20 protein-coding genes are annotated in these 21,862 nt (G+C 58.4%); 8 read left to right on the top strand and 12 right to left on the bottom strand.

All coding sequences use genetic code 11. The features are described 5' to 3' along the window. Window positions 1-2 precede the first annotated feature (2 nt). Window positions 3-2,012, bottom strand: coding sequence for a DNA helicase Rep (gene rep / locus VXJ35_RS01940; protein ID WP_064020271.1), 2,010 nt, complete (start codon window positions 2,010-2,012; stop codon window positions 3-5). 56 nt (window positions 2,013-2,068) lie between these two features. Continuing rightward, complete coding sequence (locus VXJ35_RS01935; protein WP_064020270.1) at window positions 2,069-2,359, bottom strand: hypothetical protein; 291 nt, start codon at window positions 2,357-2,359, stop codon at window positions 2,069-2,071. A 51-nt stretch (window positions 2,360-2,410) separates the two neighbouring features. Between VXJ35_RS01935 and VXJ35_RS01930 the strand changes: the two genes are divergently transcribed. Then, entirely contained in the window at window positions 2,411-2,947 is a 537-nt protein-coding gene (locus VXJ35_RS01930; protein ID WP_064020269.1) for a hypothetical protein, read from the top strand. 122 nt (window positions 2,948-3,069) lie between these two features. After that, window positions 3,070-3,312: a hypothetical protein gene (locus VXJ35_RS01925; protein WP_054762391.1), complete on the top strand. Its 243-nt coding sequence runs from the start codon at window positions 3,070-3,072 to the stop codon at window positions 3,310-3,312. 637 nt (window positions 3,313-3,949) lie between these two features. Here the strand turns inward: VXJ35_RS01925 and VXJ35_RS01920 are convergent. From VXJ35_RS01920 to VXJ35_RS01885, 8 genes are all read right to left on the bottom strand, one after another. Beyond that, complete coding sequence (locus tag VXJ35_RS01920; protein ID WP_064020268.1) at window positions 3,950-4,195, bottom strand: hypothetical protein; 246 nt, start codon at window positions 4,193-4,195, stop codon at window positions 3,950-3,952. Beyond that, window positions 4,182-4,454: a BrnT family toxin gene (locus tag VXJ35_RS01915; RefSeq protein ID WP_082880767.1), complete on the bottom strand. Its 273-nt coding sequence runs from the start codon at window positions 4,452-4,454 to the stop codon at window positions 4,182-4,184. The genes VXJ35_RS01920 and VXJ35_RS01915 overlap by 14 nt, the downstream gene beginning before the upstream one ends. Before the next feature lie 53 nt (window positions 4,455-4,507). Beyond that, window positions 4,508-5,302 carry a hypothetical protein gene (locus VXJ35_RS01910; RefSeq protein ID WP_064020267.1) on the bottom strand — a complete coding sequence of 265 codons (795 nt, stop codon included), beginning with the start codon at window positions 5,300-5,302 and terminating at the stop codon, window positions 4,508-4,510. A gap of 23 nt (window positions 5,303-5,325) precedes the next feature. After that, window positions 5,326-5,643, bottom strand: a complete 318-nt coding sequence (locus tag VXJ35_RS01905; protein WP_064020266.1) for a hypothetical protein — start codon at window positions 5,641-5,643, stop codon at window positions 5,326-5,328. Between the two features lie 153 nt (window positions 5,644-5,796). Continuing rightward, window positions 5,797-8,901 (bottom strand): efflux RND transporter permease subunit, encoded by a 3,105-nt coding sequence (locus VXJ35_RS01900; RefSeq protein WP_064020265.1) that lies wholly within the window; start codon window positions 8,899-8,901, stop codon window positions 5,797-5,799. Then, the gene (locus VXJ35_RS01895; protein ID WP_064020264.1) at window positions 8,898-10,064 is read right to left on the bottom strand and encodes an efflux RND transporter periplasmic adaptor subunit; all 1,167 of its coding nucleotides are present in this window, start codon (window positions 10,062-10,064) and stop codon (window positions 8,898-8,900) included. The genes VXJ35_RS01900 and VXJ35_RS01895 overlap by 4 nt, the downstream gene beginning before the upstream one ends. Continuing rightward, window positions 10,061-11,464: an efflux transporter outer membrane subunit gene (locus VXJ35_RS01890; protein WP_064020263.1), complete on the bottom strand. Its 1,404-nt coding sequence runs from the start codon at window positions 11,462-11,464 to the stop codon at window positions 10,061-10,063. The genes VXJ35_RS01895 and VXJ35_RS01890 overlap by 4 nt, the downstream gene beginning before the upstream one ends. A gap of 204 nt (window positions 11,465-11,668) precedes the next feature. Next, window positions 11,669-13,189 carry a fumarate hydratase gene (locus VXJ35_RS01885; protein WP_064020262.1) on the bottom strand — a complete coding sequence of 507 codons (1,521 nt, stop codon included), beginning with the start codon at window positions 13,187-13,189 and terminating at the stop codon, window positions 11,669-11,671. 315 nt (window positions 13,190-13,504) lie between these two features. Between VXJ35_RS01885 and VXJ35_RS01880 the strand changes: the two genes are divergently transcribed. Next, entirely contained in the window at window positions 13,505-14,566 is a 1,062-nt protein-coding gene (locus VXJ35_RS01880) for a TIGR03790 family protein (RefSeq protein WP_231914831.1), read from the top strand. Between the two features lie 5 nt (window positions 14,567-14,571). On the opposite strand, the gene VXJ35_RS01875 is transcribed toward VXJ35_RS01880, so the two are convergent. Further along, entirely contained in the window at window positions 14,572-15,945 is a 1,374-nt protein-coding gene (locus VXJ35_RS01875; RefSeq protein WP_064020260.1) for a diguanylate cyclase, read from the bottom strand. 34 nt (window positions 15,946-15,979) lie between these two features. Continuing rightward, a complete protein-coding gene (locus VXJ35_RS01870; RefSeq protein ID WP_064020259.1) occupies window positions 15,980-16,582 on the bottom strand; it encodes a nitroreductase family protein in 603 nt (200 codons plus the stop codon). A 109-nt stretch (window positions 16,583-16,691) separates the two neighbouring features. Between VXJ35_RS01870 and VXJ35_RS01865 the strand changes: the two genes are divergently transcribed. From VXJ35_RS01865 to VXJ35_RS01845, 5 genes are all read left to right on the top strand, one after another. Beyond that, window positions 16,692-16,901: a hypothetical protein gene (locus VXJ35_RS01865; RefSeq protein WP_064020258.1), complete on the top strand. Its 210-nt coding sequence runs from the start codon at window positions 16,692-16,694 to the stop codon at window positions 16,899-16,901. A 226-nt stretch (window positions 16,902-17,127) separates the two neighbouring features. After that, window positions 17,128-19,959: an isoleucine--tRNA ligase gene (gene ileS, locus VXJ35_RS01860; protein WP_064020257.1), complete on the top strand. Its 2,832-nt coding sequence runs from the start codon at window positions 17,128-17,130 to the stop codon at window positions 19,957-19,959. Then, on the top strand, window positions 19,952-20,431 hold the full coding sequence (lspA, locus tag VXJ35_RS01855) for a signal peptidase II (protein ID WP_064020256.1): 480 nt from the start codon (window positions 19,952-19,954) through the stop codon (window positions 20,429-20,431). Before ileS ends, lspA begins: the two co-directional genes overlap by 8 nt. 165 nt (window positions 20,432-20,596) lie before the next feature. Beyond that, a complete protein-coding gene (locus VXJ35_RS01850; RefSeq protein ID WP_064020255.1) occupies window positions 20,597-21,070 on the top strand; it encodes a CYTH domain-containing protein in 474 nt (157 codons plus the stop codon). A gap of 117 nt (window positions 21,071-21,187) precedes the next feature. Further along, on the top strand, window positions 21,188-21,820 hold the full coding sequence (locus VXJ35_RS01845) for a tetratricopeptide repeat protein (protein ID WP_231879431.1): 633 nt from the start codon (window positions 21,188-21,190) through the stop codon (window positions 21,818-21,820). Window positions 21,821-21,862 lie beyond the last annotated feature (42 nt).

Here is a 21,862-nt window from a genome sequence, read left to right as displayed (position 1 = left end):
CCTCAAGCCAACATCGATTTCAGCGCGGCCAGGCTGGCCTTGCCGCGCTGCTTGATCTCTTCCGGAGCCAACTGTTTTCGGTTGGCCCACTCCAAATCCTCCTCCGGCAACTCGCCCAAAAACCGGCTGGGTTCGCATTCCGCCAGTTCGCCGTAGCGCTTGCGGTGGGTGCAATAACTGAAGGTCAGGGTTTGTTGGGCGCGAGTAATGCCGACATAGGCCAAACGCCGCTCTTCCTCGATATTGCCGGTCTCGATGCTGTTCTGGTGCGGCAACAGGTTTTCCTCCATGCCGATCAGAAACACGTGCGGAAACTCCAGGCCCTTGGCCGCGTGCAACGTCATTAAACTGACCTGGTCGCCGGCTTCTTCTTCCTGGTTGCGGTCCAGGATATCCAGCAACATCACCTTGGCGATCACCTCAGCCAGCGACTGCTCGCGACCTTCCTCTTTACCGGCAATGCGCCGCAGCCACTCGACCAATTCGTAGACGTTTTTCAATTTGCGTTCGGCCGACGCCGGAGTTTTGCTGTTTTCGTCCAGCCACTGCGGATAATGGATTTCGTCGATCATTTTCTCGATTTCGGCAAAGGTATCGCCGCGTTCGATTTTCAAGGCCTTTTCCCGCAGCCAGTCGCAAAACTTGGTCAAACGCTGCACCGACTTTTCCGACAAGCGCTGCTGCAACCCAAACTCGGAGCAAGCCCGGAACAGGCTGATATGCCGTTCGTTGGCATAAGCGCCCAATTTCTCCAACGTGGTCGGCCCGATCTCCCGCCGCGGCGTATTGATCACCCGCAAGAACGCGGCATCGTCGTCGGCGTTGACCAGCAGGCGCAAATAAGCCAGCACGTCCTTGATTTCGGCATAAGAAAAAAACGACGCGCTGCCGCTGATGAAATAGGGCACGTTGTTCTCGCGCAACTCCTTCTCGAACAGCCGCGACTGGTGGTTACCGCGGTACAGAATGGCGTAGTCGCCGTAACTGCCGCCGGTCTTGAAGCGGTGGTGAATGATCTCGGCGGTGATTTGCTTGGCTTCGGCCAAATCGTTTTTGTGGCTCAACACCCGCAACGGCTCGCCGTAGCCCAACTCGCTCCACAATTTCTTCTCGAAGGTATGCGGATTGTTGGCGATCAATTGGTTCGCCACCTTCAAAATCCGCCCGGCCGAGCGGTAATTCTGCTCCAGTTTGATTACCTGCAAGCGGTTGTAATCCTTCTGCAACTGGCTCAGATTCTCCGGCTGAGCACCGCGCCAGGCATAAATCGACTGGTCGTCGTCGCCGACCACGGTAAACCGGCCCAAGGAACCGGCCAGCGCCCGCACCAACTGGTATTGGGTGATATTGGTATCCTGATATTCGTCGACCAACAGGTAGCGAATCCGATTCTGCCATTTCTGCAGAATGTCCGGATGCTGTTGAAACAATTCGACCGGCAGGCCGATCAGGTCGTCGAAATCCACCGCGTTGTAAGCCTTCAAACTGCGGTTGAATTGTCCGTACAAGCGCGCCGCCGCCGCGGTTTCGGCATCCTCAGCCCGGTTCAGCGCCTGTTCCGGGCTGACGAAGGAGTTTTTCCACTGGCCTATCTTATGGTTGTAACTCTCGGCGGCATCGATGTCGCAGCCGTCCGCACCGTGGCCGATCAATTGCTTCAACAAACTCAACTTGTCCTGCTCGTCGAACAAGGTAATCGCCGCCTTGTAACCCAGCGCTTTGTGCTCCTTGCGCAGAATATCCAAACCCAAGGAATGGAAAGTCGACACCCGCAACCCCCGGCTTTGTTTGTCGTCGATCAGGCGGCCGACCCGGCTTTTCATCTCCCGTGCAGCCTTGTTGGTAAAGGTCACCGCCGCGATATGCCGCGCCGGCGTGCCTTGCTGCACCAAATAGGCAATTTTCTCGGTAATGACCCGGGTCTTGCCGCTACCGGCGCCGGCCAGCACCAGCAGCGGACGATCGACGGTTTTAACGGCGGCAAGTTGTTGCGGGTTGAGTTTGGGAGACACGGATACGGCAAATTTGTAGAAACGACGCAGGGCTTATTATCTCAGGCCAGCGCAATTTATGCCGCTTGGATTGGGTCGATTTCCTGAAAACGCATGACTGGAAGAAATTCCGTTCGCCCGCCGGTTAACGCGTTAACCAACCCGCTACCAAGCCAAAACTCCCCACACCCCGGTCTTGGAACGGCACAAGCGTATTCGCCCGGCTTGTCTCGAACCCGACAGTTTGTAAGTTTTCCGGCGCTCGAATCCTTCCGAATATTTAATTTAACCGCGAGCAGCCGCTGGCCGGTACCGCCAAAACGCCGGCTGGCGGCCAAGTTCGCGGCTCCGACGAGTTTGGTATCCATTTTGCTGCGTTACCGAATCATTCTGTTTTATTCGCTGACCAGGCAAATACCATGCATTGCAATCCGGAACCGGAACACGAAGAGTTATGGGTCATCTGGAACGGCTCATTCGGCGTCGTCGATACGGTGACGGTCGGCCGGATCGCAGCCGGTCCGCATGGCACCAGCGCGTGGTTGGAGGAACCCTACGACATGGTCGGACCGTTCAACCTGGACGATCTACTCGCGAACGGCCGGATAAGCTTCGCGGCTTGCACCGTCATGTCCCGGCAAAAATGGCAGGAAGACCAAGTGGAACTGCGCCGGGAATCGTTAAAACTGCGGCGCGAGGCCCAGGAAAGACTGTCCGACTATCAAGCCCAATTCAACTCCGGCCGCTTTCGGCAATCCGGTCCGGAGCGCCGATTCAGCGACCGCCGCCATCGCGAGACCTTACACCTGCCGCTCGACGGCTTGCTCGAAGCCTCGCAAATCAAAGCCGCATTTCGCCGCCTGGCCCAAAAGGCCCATCCCGACGCCGGCGGCAGCCACGAGCAATTTATCCGAATCACCGAAGCCCGCAACGCCTTGCTGGAACGAGCGCCTTAAACCATCGAGTGTGGAGGTGGCGCTGAACAGAATTCGGCCAACTATGCCGGATTGACCGGGCCGCATAGGCAATGGCGCCGAACGGCCGGCTAACGATAACCCTCTAAATTAACGAGAGATTTATGGCTAAAGATTTAAACGAACTCCGCGCGGTATTGGACAAGCTGGACGCAATGGTCAAAAGCATGAGCGAAATGGACGCCGAAATTCTGGATTTCGTCGAAGCACATTATCCGGACGCACTGAACGATCAAAAAGTGTTGCAGGCGTTTAAAAATATCGGCGATGCCGAAGACGAATTGCAAAGGCAGCTAAGTTTGTTGCGCTCCCGCTTAGCCGCCAACATTCCGGAATTGAACGGCTAAAAGAGGCGCTTGTCTAGCCGGCTTTGGGTCGGGTTACGCTTCGCTAACCCGACCTACGAGCTATCGGGCGGACTGGCCTCGCGTAGCCTCGATGCAGCGCTAGCGGAATCGAGGGTGTCGGCGGTTCGGTCACGAAACTAACATCGGCGATTTGTATAGGGTATAGCCTTCGAATCCTCGATTGCATCGAGGCTACTTGCTAGGCAGATGTAGGGTACGCAACGCGTACCTTAAGAGGAGTCCGGAGATGAAGACAGAAAAGTACGCGATGCGGACTACAGGCTGTTATCGCCAGCGAAGCGAAAAGGTACGCGGTGCGTACCCTACGCGGCTGGCTGGCCTTGCGTAGCCTCGATGGAGCGCTAGCGGAATCGAGGACGACGACATTCCAATTGTCAAGACAAAATAAAAAGTCGCAAGGATATTGGCCTGATATAGGGGTTGGGGAACATGCCTGGGCCAACTATTTCGAGGGTTCCAGTTTCGATAGGTGACCGAATTACTGAACGATCCCATGAGCCATCAATCCGAGCCCCGTTGAAACGGGATGACTCCAGATAATGCCGAAGGATGTTGTTGCAGATTTCGTCCATAGGTGCTCGTTTTAATAGCTAACGCAGAGCTCAGCGGCGAAGCGTTAGCGGAGTCCGCTGGAGCGTTGGGTTAGGCTGGTCGATGTTTTTGCCACTTCCAGCAAATACCGAAGTGCTTTGTTTACCGCTTCATCATTTGGAAAAGCTTCTGCAATATCAGGCTCAAGAAGCACTACATTGGTCTCTTCTTTGATCCGGTTTGCATATTTGCCGCGCACGATTTCACTGAAATCTGATCGGTTGTATTCTGGTCTGAGTTCGTCAGCCATCTCTGATTTAACCTTCTTCATAAATTTGCCTCTCAATATTAGTCGCAAGTCGTGCCGAAATGATGCGAATCGCATTACCTCTATCGGTATGTGCCACCGTAAGTAATCGTCCTTGGGAGGAAATACCAAAGGTTACAAATCGATCCTCGTCATCTGAATGGTCAGGGTCATGCGCACTAGCCGAAAATACATCGCGCAATGCACTGCTCGCTTCTTCAAAGGTAACACCATGTTTGCGCCGGTTTGCTGTGGCTTTTTTCGGATCCCATTCAAAATGCATATTTCATGGCTCGTTTTAGCTTCCATTCGGCGGAACACCTGCCGGCTTCCGCCTTACGGATTGGCATTGTCTTGGAATAGCACCTGAGAAATTTGCGGATTTCCTTTTATTTTTAGTCCGCACTTTGACTCAAACCATTCAAGCAGCGATGTTTCTGGATCAGGAAGTTTTGATTCACAAGCAACACAGTATTGAGTAATTGTTTTTCTGATTTGCTGAATGTCTTCCAGCATTGCCGTTGAAAGAGCCTCTGTATTTATTTCCATCGGAACTGGCATGAGGCGATGAGAGGCAACTGCCACTTCAATAAGTTTTTTATAGATTTTCTCTTGGAGGGTTTTAAACTCGATGCCAGTTATGTACATCTTGTTCCCTTTTGACCTTCTCATTCCCACCAGCCCCAACATTAAATATATGCAGCGCTCCCGAATGTGCATGTTCAACTGCTCGACAAACTTGTCGCCCAGTTCTTTGCTCCCTTGAATGGTATGAACTAACCCTTTCGTCATTTCATTCTCTTCTTTAATGAGAGCATCGGCAAGCATGTTTGCTCGTTGCTCAACCTCGACGGCCAAGACCTCTGCATTTTCGCGAAGAACTGCATACCCCGCTTCTAGCTCGTCTTTGCTGGGTAGAACGATGCTTTGCACGGGTGCTTTTGCAAGAAAATCAAAGCGGGAATTCTTTGCGAGGCCGACGACGATCAACCCTCCTGCTATAAGAAACGAAAACGCCCAGCCGTAGCCCTCAAACCCTTCATGATCAAATTGGGCAAATTGAACGAAAACTATTACTGCAGCTGTAACAAAAAGAGCGGCTCTCTGATACTTGTTTAGTTCGATGCGCATTTCTTCTCCTGTGTATTAGTCTCTTAAAATGGCCACCATTTGCTTTTTCTCTTAGCAGGGATCGAACCTTTACCAGTAATAAGGCTGCTCATTGGCATTTTTTTGAATTCCTCCAATTGCTTCTGAAGGTCTTGGCGAGACTTTTCGTCAAGATGAGGGGGGTTACCATTTTTGATTGCCGCACCCATTTGTTTCATGGTAGCAAGATCGAAGTAGTGGTCCGTCATCGCCAAGGAAAGAATTAGCTCCTCATCCGCTGCAGGCCTTGCGTTGCAATTAGGGCAGAGCACGAAAGCCCCAAACTTGATTTCTCCGCATTTAAAACACACTGCTTGGGTCATATTTACTCCTTTGGATTTGACTAGTTATTGATAGTTTCCGTATATCATTGGAGCCAAGTAAATAGAATAGGCCAGCATCAACTTGCCGGCATTGAATCAGGTTGAACGGTAGGCTGCAACCGCGCGTAGTGCCGGTTCGCAGCGACACCCAACTCACCTCTCCCCCAACAACGCATAACACGCCGGGGTCAAAATCAAACTGGCGGCCATACCGATCAGCAGGCCGGCCGAGAGCGACAGGGTCATCGGGATTAGGAATTGGGCTTGCGGGCTGGTTTCCAGCAGGGTGGGCAGGAAGCCGGCGAAGTTGGTCAGGAAGGCCAGCAGGATAGGCCGGAAGCGGGAGCAGCAGGCTTCGGCGATTAGTGCATCCACCGGCCGCTGGTCGCCGTCGTGCTGGCGCAGATAATCCAGCAGCACCAGGCTATCGTTGACGACGACGCCACTGGCGGCGATCATGCCGACCAAGGATTCCATCGACAACGGCAGGCCGGCGGCCCAGTGCGCCAACACCGCGCCGCACCAGGCCACCGGCGCGGCCAGCAGAAAGATCAGCGGTTTGGCGTAGGAGCGGAACGGCACCGCGATCAACGCGTAAATCACCAACAGCGCGATCAGCGTGTTTTTGCCGAAGGCCGCCAGCAGTTGTTTCTGTTCCTGGCGCTGTTGGCCGATTTGCAGGTTCAGGCCGGGAAAACGGCTTTCCAGGGCCGGGAACACTTCGCGCTCCAGTACCGCGTAGACTTCGTTGGCGTCGGCCAGCGTCGGATCGACCCTGGCCTGGACCTTCAGCACCCGCTGCCGGTCTTCGCGCACGATGCGGGCGTAACCTTGCAGCACTTCCACATCGGCCAGGCTGGCCAGCGGCGCGCTGGCACCATTCGGCAGCCGCACCGGCTGAGCATTCAGTTGTTCCAGCGAGCGCCGCTCGCGTAGCGGGTAGCGCACCATCACCTTGACTTCCTTGCGGCCGCGCATGAAGCGGTGTACTTCCTCGCCGTAATAGCCGTTGCGGACCTGCTCGGCCAGTTGTTCCAGGCGCATGCCCAGCCGTTCGGCTTCGGGCTTCAGGGTCAAATGGATTTCCGGTTTGCCGGGCTCGCCGGAATCGATCACGTCATAGGCGCCGCGAAAGCCCTTGATCTGTTGCTTGAGCTGTTCCACCGCCGGGCCGAGCTGGGCCGGATTGTCGGCGCCGACCGTCAGTTCCAAATCGTAAGGTTCGTCGCCTTCCTTGAAAATGAAATCGACCTGGCCGAGATTGATCTCGCCAATGCGTTTGCGCCAGTCGCGGATGAAATCTTCGACCTTGATGCGCTGGCGGCCGGCCGCCGACAGTTCCAGCCACAGGCCGGCGCCGTGCTCCCAGACGATGGTTTCGACGCCGACGATCACGCTATGCTCCGGATCGTGACCGCGCTTGCCGGCGCCGGGCGGCACGCCGTCCAATTCGTCGCGCAATTCGAACAAGGCATTTTCGACCCGGGTAGCCAGGGCCTTCGTCTCGCTATAAGGCGCGCTTTGCGGCAGGCGGATCGAGACCCAAAAGCTGTCCTTGGATACGTCCGGATTGATCGATTGCCGCACCCGGTCGCTGGCTACCAGCCCCCAGCAGATAATCAGCAGGGCCGCGAACAGCGCCACGGTCAAATAGCGCCAGCGCAAGGCCAGCGCCAGCAACGGCCGATAAACCCGCTCGACGCAGCGGTCCAGCCCGCCGTTCAAGCGGGTGCGCAGCCGGTGCAAGGCGTTGCCGGCGGCCGGTGCCTGCACCGGCGCGACCAAATGCGAAGGCAGGATCAACAGCGCCTCGACCAGCGAGAACACCAGGGTCAAGATCATAATCAGGCAAATCGGCCGCATCATTTGCCCGGCCCAGCCCGGCAGATACAGACCCGGCAGAAACGCCACCAGCACGATCAACACCGACAGCGTGACCGGCAGCGCCACCGCACGCACGCCGTTGACCGCAGCTTGCAGCGGCGTTTCGCCGCCTTCGATTTGCCGGCTGTGCACGCTTTCGCCGATGATGATGGCATCGTCGACCAGCACACCCATCGCCAATAAAAAGCCGAACAGCGACAGCATGTTCAGCGAAATATCCAGCGCCGGCATCAGCCAGAACGCGCCCAGCACCGAAGTAAAGATGCCGACCCCGGCCCACAACGCCACCCTTACCCGCAGAAACAAGGTCAACACCAGGCAGACCAGCAGGAAGCCGCTCAGGCCGTCTTCGAGCAAGGTGCCGATGCGTTCGTCGTAGGCCTGGGAATCGTCCCACCAGGTAATCAAGCGCAAGCCTTCCGGCAGACCGGCGCGGATGGCCGCCACCTCCGCCTTGACCTTGCGCGCCACCGCGACGCTGTCGCGTTCGGTGTGGACTTCCCAGCCCTGCGCGGTCTCGCCGTTGTGGCGCCAGTCGTACAGGCGCTCTTCCAGGCCGTCGCGGATCGTGGCGATCTGGTCCAGCCGCAGCCGGTTGCCGTCCGGCAAGGTCTTGATGACCAAGGCGCCGACCGCGTCGGCATCCTTGGCCCGGCCGGCCACCCGCAGCAACAGCTCGCCATCCGGGTTGCGCACCAGGCCGCCGGGCAGATCGACCGACGCGGCACGCACCGCCTGGGTCACATCGTCCAGCGTCAGTTGGTATTTGCGCATTTGTTCCGGCGCGACTTCGATGCCGATCTCGTAATTGCGTTCGCCGTAATTGCGCACCCGGCTGACGCCGGGAATCGTCGATAACCGTTGCTGAATACGGTCGCCGAACTGCTGCAATTTAAAAGCGTCGGTGTCGCCGTGCAGCGCCACCCAAATCACGCCGTCGTCATCCTTACGGTCGGCCGGCAATACGTCGATTTTTTCCAGTTGCTTGGGCAGGCGCGGAATGGCTTGCACCCTGGCGCGCAGCAAGGCCATCATTTGCTCGCGGTCCCGGTCGGGCATTATCTCCACCGCCAGCGTGCAGGTGTCGCCCTGAATTTCGCCGTGCAAATGCTTGATGCCGGGCAGGTCGTGCACCGCCTCTTCGATCGGGATGCACACCGCTTCCTCGACTTCGGACGGCCCGGCGCCGGGAAACGCCGCGGTAATTTCGATCTGATGCGGACTGAAGCGCGGGAACACTTCCTTATCGACATCCAGCATGCCGATCACGCCGCCGGCCAGAATCAGCAGCATCAACAAATTGGCCGCAACCGGATTGCCGGCAAACCAGGCCAAGAGCCCGCCCAGACGGGCCGCGCCTTGCGAGCCGCTCATGGCTGACTCGGCGCGATTTCGACCCGCATGCCGGCCACCGGCAGCGGCAATTCCGAGACCACGATGCGCTCGCCGGCTTGCAATCCGGATTTGACCACGACGCGGTCCGGTTCGCTGCGCAGGACTTCCACGTCGCGGAAAACCAAACGCCGGTCGGCATCGACCAGTTTGACCTGCTGCAGATTGTTCAAAGCGTTGCGCGGCAAGGCATACAGCCCGGCGCGGGCCACGCCTTCGATCTCGGCTTGCACGAACAAGCCGCTCAGCAGCGGTGCGCCGCCGTCGCGGCTGTTATCGGGCTGTTCGACTTGAGCGACCAGAAACAACTGGCCGCTGCTGCTATCCAGTTCGGCTTCGCTGCGGACGATGCGGCCCTGCCAGATTTGCGGCTTGCCGGCCATTTCCGCGCTCAACGTAACGGCCGGCCAATGCGCCGCCGGCCCGGATGCGCTTAACGGCAAATCCAGAAAGGCCAATTCGTTGATGCCGACCGGCAGCCGGATTTCGGCGATGTCGTTGGCGTAAATCCGGGCGATGCTGGCGCCGGCCGGTAGAAACTGACCGCGGCCGATTTGTTTGCTCAACACCCGCCCGGAAAACGGCGCGCGGATTTCGCAGCGGCTACGGTCCAGTTTGGCCTTGGCCAGATCGGCTTCGGCGGCTTGCAATTTGGCCTCGGCTTCGGCCAGTTGCGGCTTGCGCAAGGCCAGATCGCTGGCTTCGCCCTGGCCCAAGGCCTGCCATTCGCTCAGCGCCTGCTCGGCCTGGGCGCGTTCGTTGATCAACACCCGTTTGGCTTCGGCGATCTTGGCCTGAGTGGCAACGATGGCGTAGTCGTAGTCGCGCGGATCGATGGTCGCCAACACCTCGTCGGCCTTGAAAAAGCCGCCGGACACCAGCGCCGGGTGGATCCGGTCGACTTTTCCGGCGACTTGGGCGATCAAGTCTATCGCTTCGCGCGGCGCGACCACGCCTTGCGACTGCACGTTCAGTTTCAAGGTTTGCGGCCGGGCAGCGACGACCTCGACCTGCGGTACCGGCGGCTCGGCCGGCGCCGGTAAACTGCCGGGCCGCAAGGCGATCATCGCCCAAGCGGCGCCGACTGCCGCGCTCAATACGGCGGCCGGCAAAAGAATTTGTAACCAACGGGATTTATCGTTCACACCGGGCCGCCCACGGCTAAATACAAGTTGATGCGATTGGCCAATAATTGGCGCTGCACCGCCAGATGCGCGCTTTGCGCGTTCAAGGTGCTGCGGTAGCTGTCCAGCAAGGTCAGAATTTCGATCAAGCCCTGCTGGTAGGAATACACCGCCAGCTTGCGGCTGGCTTCGGTTTGCTCGACCGCCTCGCGTAGCGCCTGTTCCTGTTCGCGCAAGCGAACTTCGGCGGCCAAGGCTTGTTCGACTTCGCGGAACGCGGCCAGCACCACGCTTTGGTATTGCTGGTAGGCGTCGCGAACTCTGGCCTGGTTCAACCGGATCTCGGCTTGCAAGCGGTCGCCGGTGAACAAAGGCTGGGCCAGGCCGGCCGCCAGATTCCAGGCCGCGGCGCGCGGATCGACAATTTCGGCCAGGGCCGGGCTTGCGGTGCCGCCGGCGGCTGTCAACGTCACCCGCGGCAGCAAGGCTTTCTCGGCGCTTTCCAAACCCGAATCTGCGGCCTGCAGGCGTTTGAAGGCGGCAGCGATGTCCGGGCGGCGTTGCAGCAGCTCGGCCGGCAGACCGGCGGCCAGGCCCGGCGGCGGCTCCGGCAAGCTTTTCGGCGCCGAGCCGGATTCGCGGCTCGCTTCGGTTTGGACTATGCGCCCGTCCGGGTAACGGCCGAGCAAGGTTTGCAGTTGCCGCGCCAACAATTGCACTTCGTTGTCGGCTTGCGCCAGTTGCGCTTCGGCATTCGCCAAGTCGGTCAACACCAAGCGCAAATCCAGGCCGCGGGTCAGGCCCTTGTTGAAGCGGCCGCGTACCAGATTGGCGATCACGCCGCGGTCGTGCACCGATTGCGCCGCAACGCTGGCTTGTAACCGGGCTTCGCTCAACGCGAAATAGGTTTGGGCAATCCGCGCCGCCAGCGATAAGCGGGCGGCCAGATAATCGTCGGCAACCGCTGCGGCGTTACTGACGGCAGCCTGCTGCCCGGCCTTGATCCGACCCCAGACGTCCAGTTCCCAACTCAGATTGAACAATGCCGAAAACTGGCCGGATTCGACGCCGAAATCGCGGCTGCGCTGGTAACCGGGATTGAAATAAGCTTGCGGCCAACGCCCGGCGCCAGCCACCACCGCTTGTTCGCGGGCGGCATCGATGCGGGCCGCGGCGGCCTGCAAATCGAAATTTCCGTCCAGGCCGGCGGCCACTAACGCGCTCAACTGCGGATCGGCGAAGCTATCCAGCCAAGCCGCTACCGTCTGCTCCGCTGCGGCCGGCCGGTCCGACCACTGCTGCGGCGCAGCAAAGGCTAAATCCTGCGGATCGCGCGGCGGCAATGGCTGGCAAGCGCACGCCGCCGCTACCAGCCAAGCGCAGAGCTTTAAATTCGAGGCCGGTTTGCGGAGTAATGGCATGCGTCGGTTAATGGCGGTGGAAAACGGTATGGCGGGCCCCTTGCATGCAGGGCCTCGTCAGTTAAGACGTTTCAAAATCCGAAATCCCCACCGGCACTCGAAAAAACAGGGGATTTGCCGCATTTTTACGATTGCGCCGCCTCGGCCAAAGCGCAGGCGCCAGTGCCGGCGCGGCAGCTTAAAACCAGCGCTTGCGCGCCATCCCTACTCCACCACCAGCTTGATTTTGCCGATTTTGGCCTGCCACAGCTTAGGCGCGCTGTTATGAATAGACTCGCCGCGGCTATCGACCGCCACGGTGACCGGCATGTCTTCGACCACGAATTCGTGAATCGCTTCCATGCCCAGTTCAGGAAAAGCCACGACCCGCGCCTGTTTGATGGCTTTGGACACCAGATAGGCCGCGCCGCCGACCGCGATCAGATACACCGCTTTATGTTTGGCGATGGCGGCTATCGCTTGCGGGCCGCGCTCGGATTTGCCGATCATGCCCAGCAGGCCGGTCTGTTCCAGCACGGTGTCGGTAAAACTGTCCATCCGCGTCGCCGTCGTGGGGCCGGCCGGGCCGACCACTTCGTCGCGCACCGGATCGACCGGGCCGACGTAGTAGATAAATTTGTCTGTTAAATCGACGCCGTCCGGTAACGGTTCGCCCTTGTTCAATAAATCGACTATGCGCTTATGGGCGGCGTCGCGGCCGGTCAATAAAGTGCCGCTGAGCAGCAGGGTTTCGCCGGGTTTCCAGTCGGCAATGTCTTGCTTGGTCAGACCATCGATATTGACCCGGCGGGCGCTGCTGGCGGATTGGGTGATTTCCGGCCAGTCGGATAATTTGGGCGGCGTCAAAATCGCCGGGCCGGAACCGTCCAGGATGAAATGGGCGTGGCGGGTGGCGGCGCAGTTGGGGATCATCGCCACCGGCTTGTTGGCGGCGTGGGTCGGGTAGTCCAGGATTTTCACGTCCAGCACCGTGGTCAGACCGCCCAAGCCCTGAGCGCCGATGCCCAGCGCGTTGACTTTGTCGTACAGCTCCAACCGCAGTTCTTCCAGTGCATTGCTTGGGCCGCGCGCGATTAAATCCTGAATGTCTATAGAGCCCATGCAGGCCTGCTTGGCCAAAATCATGGCTTTTTCGGCGGTGCCGCCGATACCGATGCCGAGAATTCCGGGCGGGCACCAACCGGCGCCCATGGTCGGCACGGTTTTTAATACCCAATCGACGATGCTGTCGGCAGGATTCAACATGACGAATTTGGATTTGGCTTCCGAACCGCCGCCTTTCGCTGCCACTTCCACTTCCAGCTTATCGCCGGGTACCAGTTCCATATGCACCACCGCCGGCGTGTTGTCTTTGGTGTTGATGCGCTTGCCGGCCGGATCGGCCAGAATCGACGCGCGCAGCACGTTGTCCGGATGCAGGTAGGCTTGGCGCACGCCGGCGTTGACCATCTCGGTCACGCTCAATTTCGCGTCCCAGCGCACATCCATGCCGATTTTTAAAAACACGGTGACGATGCCGGTATCCTGGCAAATCGGCCGGCGGCCTTCGGCGCACATCCGGGAATTAATCAAAATCTGCGCCATCGCATCCTTCGCCGCCGGACCTTGCTCTTTTTGGTAGGCGGCATACAAGGCGTGGATAAAATCTTTGGGATGGTAATAGGAAATGAACTGCAAGGCATCGGCGATGCTTTGGATGAAATCGTCTTGGCGGATCGTGGTCATAATGGCTCTCGGCTTGGCGGGCAATCGCCGTTGCGCCTTTGGCGTCAAGCGGAGATCGTTCCCGATTGCAAACGATGCGGCGGAAGCGGCCGCGGCAATGAAGCCCGGATTGTACTTGAAACCGCCGCGGCGCCGGTCGGCAAAAATCGTGGGCTGCCGCTTGCCGAACCGGATCGGCGCCGTGCATATTATTTGGCGACTGGATCGAGTATCGGCAGCGGCTAGGTTTGAAATCGAACCGGCGTCGGCTATGCTCGGCGTTTCGCCGGCCGCGGCTATCTCAAGCCGAGCAGGCCCTTCCTGGAGGAGACTCGCGTGTTCTACGCCAAACTGATTCGATTGCTACCACTGGTACTGGCTCTGGCCTGCTGGCATGGCACCAACGTCCAGGCCGAAGCGATTTCGCCGTTGTACCGGCCGGCGCCGGCGCTGACGGGACGGGATTTGGCGGTGATCGTCAACGACGCCGACCCGCTGAGCCGGCAAATCGGCGAATATTACCGCCAGCAGCGGCAAATTCCGGCCGAGCAGATTATCCATCTGCAGTTTCCGCCGCGGCAGGCGGTGATGTCGCAAGGCACCTTCGAGGCGTTGAAGCGGCAAGTCGACCAACAAACTCCGGCCCATGTGCAGGCGTTTGCGTTGACCTGGCTGCTGCCGTTCCGGGTGGATTGCATGTCGATCACGACCGCGTTCGCGGCCGGTTACGATCCGGCGTTTTGCGCCAAAGGCTGCCAAACCACGCGCAACAGCCCTTATTTCACCTCGGAAACCGACAAACCGTTTAAGGCCCACGCTTGGCGGCCGACCATGGCGGTGGCCGGCAAAACCTTCGAAGACGCCAAGAGGTTGATCGATACCGGCGTCGCTGCCGATTATTCGCATCCGCAGGGTGCGGCTTATTTGCTGAAAACCTCGGACAAGGCGCGCAGTTCGCGTGCCCAAATCTTTCCCAAAGTGGCAGAGGCGATGCAGAATTTCTGGCCGGTGCACTATCTGGAACAGGACTACATCAGCGGCCGCCAGGACGTGATGTTTTATTTCACCGGCCTGACCCATGTGCCGCATCTGGACGAAAACCGTTATCTGCCGGGGGCGATCGCCGACCATTTGACCTCGGCCGGCGGCGTGCTGTCCGGCGGCGGCCAAATGAGCATCACCGAATGGCTGCGCGCCGGGGCCACCGCCAGTTACGGCGCGGTAGTCGAACCGTGTAACTTTCCGGCCAAATTTCCGAACCCCGGCGTGGTGCTGTATTTTTACCTGCGCGGCAGCAGCCTGATCGAAGCGTATTGGAAAAGCGTGCAGCAGCCGGGACAGGGTATTTTCGTCGGCGAACCGCTGGCCAAACCCTTCGCCTACCGGCCTAAACCGTAACCGATTTAGCCAGCCACAACCAACCGGTTACGGCCGGCTTCCTTGGCGACATACAGTGCCTGGTCGGCTCGATTCAGCAGCTCGATCCGGTTACTGCCGTGTTCCGGAAAAATCGCCACCCCGATCGACACACTCAGATTGGGAAGTTGTTGGTTTCCGAATTTGACGCTGAGATGCTCCACTTCCAGCCGCAGCCCCTCCAGACGGCGTAAAATTTTCTGCGGATCGACTTCGGTGGTTACGACGACGAACTCCTCGCCGCCGTAGCGGCAGACGATGTCGCTGCCCTCGCGAAAACCGTTCAGCAAATGGCCGGTTTTCTTCAATACCTCGTCGCCGGCGTCGTGGCCGTAGTTATCGTTGAATATCTTGAAATGGTCGATATCGATCATCGCCACGGCCAGCATTTGCTCGCTCCGCCGCATCCGCAGCAGTTCCCGGTCCAGTACCTCTTCCAGAAAGCGGCGGTTGAACAAACCTGTTAACGGGTCGCGGATCGATAATTCGTGCAGTTCTTCCCGCAACGTCAGGTTGGCCAGCGCCAAGCGGGCGCTGTCCGCCGCCGCTTCGGCAATCGACAGCATCCGCTCGATGCCGTCGCCGTTCGGGTCGGCGAAACGAGGCTCGATATAGATCAATCCCAGGCCGCGGGCGTGGGCCAACAACGGGATGCACAGATAGGGGCCGGCATCGGCGCGGACATGGCCGCAGACCGGGTTGATCGAATTGCAGCAACCGGCAAGATGGATGCGGCCGCGGCGCATTCCCCAGCATTCGTCGGGATTGAACACCGCCTCCAGCCGGATATCGCCCCAGCAATCTGCCATTACCAGCGAATTGCCGGCCGCGTCCAGCATATACAGGCCGCCGTTGGATTCCGGAAACAAGCGCATGAAGGCCGCTTTCATGATCGGATAGGCTTCGTCCATTTTCTGGCAGCTTTGCAACAGATCGGTCATTTCCCGGATCAATTGCATGTGCAAGATCGCCGCTTCCAGTTCGCGCTGGGCTTTTTTCAAAGCCGTGACATCGCGGGCCGCCGCGAAAATGCCGGCGATATTGCCGTCTTCGTCGCGGTAGACCGTGGCGTTGTACAGAACTTCAGTGATCTTGCCGGAGGCGTGGCAGATCGCCAGCGGATAATCGGTGACTTTGCCTTGCGAGAAGGCCAGGCGGTAGCCGTCCTGGGCTTTTTGCGGATCGGTGAAATAGCTGGAAAAATCGCTGCCGATCAGTTCCTTGCGCGGCACGCCGGTGACTTTTTCGGTGGCGCTGTTAACGTCCATGATCTTGCCGTCGGCGCTGATCGTCACCAACGGATCCAGGCTGGCCTCGATCAGGCTGCGCGCATACGATGTTTTTGCAGATTTCGCCAACATGCCGAACCGCCGGATTGGATGTTAAGAATACGGATTAGTCGAAGACTTTGCCCCAGTGTCCGCAATAGAAGCGCTGCTCCAAAGCCGCCCGGCTGCGTTCGCCGCGCTCGCCGGCCTGAAAATCCTCGGGCAATATCGAGGCATCCGCCGGGTAGCCGACCGCGATCATCGCCATCGGCGTGCAGTCTTCCGGCAGGCCGAAACTTTGCCGGGCCAGATCGGCATCGAAACCGCCCATTTGGTGGGCCGCCAATCCCAAAGCGGTGGCCTGGATACAAATGCTCAGGGAGGAGGCGCCGGTATCGTAAGGCGCCCAACGGTTCGGCTTGCCGTTGTGGTTGAAGTTATGCATCGCTACCGCCAGCAACAACACCGGCGCATTGTGCGCCCATAACCGGTTTTTTTCGGCAACGGTGGACAGCGCGATTTGCCAGGCTTCGCCGTCGCTGAATTTGTCGCAAACGATAAAGCGCCAGGGCTGGTCGTTAAAACACGACGGCGCCCAACGCGCCGCTTCCATTAACGCGGTCAAGTCGCGCCGGCTGACCGGTAGGTCGGCGGCAAATGCGCGCGGGCTCCAGCGTTCGGCGATCAGGCCGCTAATTTCTACCGAGGTTTGGGCTGGTTTTCTATGCATAAGGATCACCCGAAATCAGGAATCAAAAAAAGGTTTGCGCGGCCCGGTTTTGCCGCTAATATGATAGCGAATCAAAACTATAACAATAAATTCAACCGGGAGCGGTATCATGCCAAAAAAAAGCCTGTGGTGGTTATTTAGCATTTGCGCAATGGCTGCGGCGGCCGGTCCGGCGCATTCCTGGGCGGCAAATCTGCTGGTGTTCGACACGGTCTCCGGGGCAAACGCTTCCGGATACGACCACCCGCTGGCGGCAATCGGCGTCAGCATCCTGATTGGCGCGGTGTACGGGCTTTACTGGCTGCGCAACCGGGCCTGAGTCGCCGCCTGCGCCCGCCGCCGAAAATGCCGGCGGCGGCCCTGCAAGGCTATTCCCTCAACATTGCAGCTCCCTGCTTCGCGCAGCCGGCGCTTTATAGCGCTTGCCGGTTGGTGCTAGAATCGCGCGTTTACCGTTATCGAACCGTTCGGCAAATCGGCGCAAGCGTTGGGCTTCGGCGGCCGTTGCCGGCGACAGCGCGCCGGAATGCAACGCAGAAATCACCATGACCATCGATTATAAACAAACCCTGAACCTGCCCAAGACCGAATTTGCAATGAAGGCTAACCTGGCCCAGCGCGAGCCGGAGATGCTGAAACAGTGGAACGAAAACCAGCTGTATCAAAAGATTCGCGAAGCTTGCGCCGGCCGGCCCAAATTCATTTTGCACGACGGCCCTCCCTATGCCAACGGTGCGATTCACATTGGTCACGCGGTCAATAAAGTCCTGAAGGACATTATCGTCAAATCCAAAACCCTGGCCGGTTTCGACGCGCCCTATGTACCGGGTTGGGACTGCCATGGTTTGCCTATCGAATTGATGGTGGAAAAGTCGGTCGGCAAGGCCGGCGTTAAAGTGTCGCCGGCCGAGTTCCGCAAGGAATGCCGCGCCTACGCCAAGAAGCAAGTCGGCATTCAGAAAGAAGAATTCATCCGCCTCGGCGTGTTGGGCGATTGGGACAATCCATATTTGACTATGGATTTCGCCTTCGAAGCCGACATCGTCCGCGCCTTGGGCCGTATCGCCGCCAAAGGCCATTTGAGCAAGGGTTTCAAGCCGGTGCACTGGTGTACCGATTGCGGCTCGGCGCTGGCCGAGGCTGAAGTCGAATACGAGGACAAGCATTCGCCGGCCATAGACGTGCGCTTTGCCGTGGTCGACGAGCATGCCTTTATGGCCAAGTGCCACCATGCCGGCGACCGCGAAGGCCAAGGCCCGCTGTCGGTGGTGATCTGGACCACCACGCCGTGGACCTTGCCCGCCAACCAGGCGGTGGCGTTGAATCCGGAACTGGAATACGCCGTCGTGCAATGTGAAATCGACGGCCAAACCGAACGGCTGTTGCTGGCTGAAGCATTATTAAAAGATGCGGTGTTACGTTACGGCATCGGCGAGCACCACATCGTCGGCTATTGCAAGGGCAACGCGCTGGAAGGTTTGTTGCTGCAACATCCGTTCTACGACCGCCAAGTGCCGATCATCCTCGGCGACCACGTCACCACCGATGCCGGCACCGGCGCTGTGCATACCGCGCCCGGCCACGGCCAGGAAGACTATGTGGTCGGCATGAAATACGACTTGCCGGTCGACAATCCGGTCGGCAGCAACGGCGTGTTTTTGCCCGGCACCGAATTGTTCGCCGGCCAGCACGTATTCAGCGCCAACGACAAGGTGTTGGACGTGCTGCGCGAACGCGGCAAGTTACTGCACCACCACGCGTTGCTGCACAGCTATCCGCATTGCTGGCGCCACAAAACGCCGATCATCTTCCGCGCCACGCCGCAATGGTTTATTTCGATGAACCAAAACGGCTTGCGCGACACGGCATTGAACGAAGTCAAGCGCGTCGATTGGATTCCCGACTGGGGCCAAGCGCGGATCGAAGCGATGATCTCCAACCGCCCGGATTGGTGCATTTCCCGCCAGCGCACCTGGGGCGTGCCGATTGCGTTTTTCGTGCATAAAGAAAGCGGCGAATTGCATCCGCGCAGCGCCGAATTGATCGAACAAGTGGCGCAACGCATCGAGCAACAAGGCATCGACGCTTGGTTCGAACTGGATGCAGCGGAACTGCTCGGCGCTGAAGCCGAACACTACGAAAAAGTCGCCGATACCCTGGATGTGTGGTTCGACTCCGGAGTGACCCACGCCGCCGTATTGGAACGACGCGAACAACTTCGCTTTCCGGCCGATCTGTATCTGGAAGGCTCGGACCAGCACCGCGGCTGGTTCCAGTCCTCGTTGATGGCTTCCGTCGCCATGAACGACGTCGCGCCGTATAAGGAAGTATTGACCCACGGTTTCACGGTCGACGCCGAAGGCAAGAAAATGTCTAAATCCAAGGGCAACGTGGTGCTGCCGCAAACGGTGATGAAATCGCTGGGCGCCGACGTGTTGCGGCTTTGGGTGGCCAGTACCGACTACCGCTACGAAATGTCGGTCTCCGACGAAATTTTGAAACGTACCTCCGACGCCTATCGCCGCTTGCGCAATACCGCGCGCTTTTTACTGGCAAACCTGGACGGTTTCGATCCGGCGCAACATCAGGTCGGCAAAAACGATCTGCTGGCACTGGACCGCTGGGTGGTCGACAAGGCATGGCAGTTGCAGGAAGAAATCAAGGCCGCTTACGACGAGTACCAATTCCAGGTCATCTACCAAAAAGTGCTGAACTTCTGCAGCATCGACTTGGGCGGGTTTTATCTGGACATCGTCAAGGACAGGCAATACACCGCCAAGGAAGATTGCCTGGCACGCCGCTCCGGCCAGACCGCAATGTACCACGTGGTCGAGGCACTGGCGCGCTGGCTGGCACCGATCACCAGTTACACTGCCGACGAAATCTGGCAATTTATTCCCGGCCAACGCGGCGAATCGGTATTTATGGAAACCTGGTACCAAGGCCTGTTCCCGCTGGAGGCCGACGCCGCGATCAACCGCGACACTTGGGACAAAGTCATGGCAGTGCGCGCGGCGGTGTCCAAGGAACTGGAAGCTTTGCGTAAAGCCGGAGCCATCGGTGCGTCGCTGAATGCCGAGGTCGAGCTGTATTGTGACGAGGCCTACGCTGCCGAATTGAATAAATTGGGCAAGGAGCTGCACTTCGTCTTCATTACCTCGAACGCCGGCGTTTCCGATATGCAATTCTGCCCGGACGATGCGGTCGCGACCGACATCGACGGCTTGAAGGTCAAGGTCAGCGTCTCGGAACAACAAAAATGCGTGCGTTGCTGGCACCAGCGCTACGACATCGGCGAACATCCGGAACATCCGGAGTTGTGCGGCCGTTGCGTCGAGAACGTGGCCGGTGCCGGCGAGACCCGTTTGTATGCTTAAGTGGTCATGGCTGTCCGCGCTGGTGTTGGTATTGGACCAGGCCAGCAAACTGGCGGTCGACGCGACGATGCAACTCTACGAGTCGATTCCGCTGTTGCCTTATTTCAACCTGACTTACGCCCATAACACCGGCGCCGCCTTCAGCTTCCTGGCCAACGCCGGCGGCTGGCAGCGCTGGCTGTTCGCCGGTTTGGCCGTGGTGATGAGCGGCATCATCGGCGTCTGGCTCTACCGTTTGAAACCGCACGAAACCCTGATGGCCTGGGCCTTGTCGCTGGTGCTGGGCGGCGCGGTCGGCAATCTGATCGACCGGGTCGCCTACGGCTACGTGATCGACTTTCTGGATGTGTATTATCAAGACTGGCACTGGCCGGCGTTCAATATCGCCGACTCGGCGATCTGTATCGGCGTGGGCCTGATGTTGCTGGAAAGCTTCGGCGTCGGCCGCAACAATACCGAATCGCCGGAATAATCGGCAACCGCCTTAATCCGTAAAACGCCGCCGGGCGAACCGGCGGCGCTGCCCTTTCCAAGTTTCCCCTCCCCTCGCTGGCAACTATGCCCGGCTCGGTTCCGAAGTCCTGAAAAGTCCGCTCTTAGCCATTATCATGGCGCTTTTGCCGCGAGGAAACACAGTATGGCGCTCGAAGTGGAACACAAATTTTTGTTGGCTAACGACGCTTGGCGTAACGAAGTCGAGGATTCGGTTATATACAAACAGGGCTATCTGAGCGGTAGCCCGCTCAGTTCGATCCGGGTGCGGATTTCCGCCAGCCAGGCCTGGTTGAACATTAAAAGCGCGACGATAGGCACCCATCGCCTGGAATTCGAGTACGAGATTCCGCTGGCGGATGCCGAACAATTGCTGGCCGAGCTTTGCCATAAACCGCTGATCGAGAAAGTTCGCCATTTCGTGCGCCGCGACCCGCATATTTGGGAGATCGACGAATTCCTCGGCGACAACCAAGGCTTGATCGTGGCCGAGATCGAGTTGTCGCAAATTGGCGAATCTTTTGCAAAACCGGACTGGCTGGGACAAGAAGTGACCGACGATTTGCGCTATTACAACAATAATTTGGCGAAAAACCCGTTCAAGGATTGGGATAAATAACAATAATTTACGGGACGTATTGAAAAGCGGACTGCAATGCTCTATATTTTCTGTATGAGTAGAGCCACTGTTGTTGTTTTTTTGATACTTTTCGCGACACCGAGTTTCGCTTCGGACTTGGCCTCGGCTATCGATAGCCTGGAAAGCGAGTGGGCCAAGGTTTATTACCAAAGCGACGAAAGTCTGCAGCGGAAGGCCTATCCGGGCTTGATCGACAAGGCCGCCGAATTGGGCAAGCGTTTCCCGCGCGCCGCGGAACCGAAAATCTGGCAGGCAACCATTATTGCCACCAATGCCGCGTTTCAACCGTCGCTGGAAGCGCTGTCCAGCTTGAAAACGGCCAAAAGGCTGCTCGAAGAAGCCATTGCCATAAAGCCGGAAGCGCTGGACGGAGCCGCCTACGTCACACTGGGAACGCTGTATTACATGGCGCCGGGCTGGCCGATTTCTTTCGGCGACAACCAGTTGGCCGAGCAAATGTTGCAAGCCAGCCTGAAAATCAACCCGGACGGCATCGACGCCAATTATTTCTACGCCGACTATTTGTTGCAGCAAGACCGTAGCGCCGAAGCCGAAGAGTATTTGCGTAAAGCGGCACAAGCGCCGTTGCGGAAAAACCAGTATTTTGCCGACAGCCAATTGCAAAACGAGGCCAAACTGGCCCTGGCCAGCACCCAGCAACGCAAATCGAATACCGGCAAGAATAAGTTTCAAGCAATCTTTACTGCCGCGACCTACAACGCCGACTAAATCCGGCTGGGGCATTTGATTTTTGGATGTAGAATAACCCTA

Source organism: Methylomonas sp. DH-1, from assembly GCF_046097555.1.
Classification (GTDB): Bacteria; Pseudomonadota; Gammaproteobacteria; order Methylococcales; family Methylomonadaceae; genus Methylomonas; species Methylomonas koyamae.
This window is presented reverse-complemented; position numbering and strand designations above follow the sequence as displayed.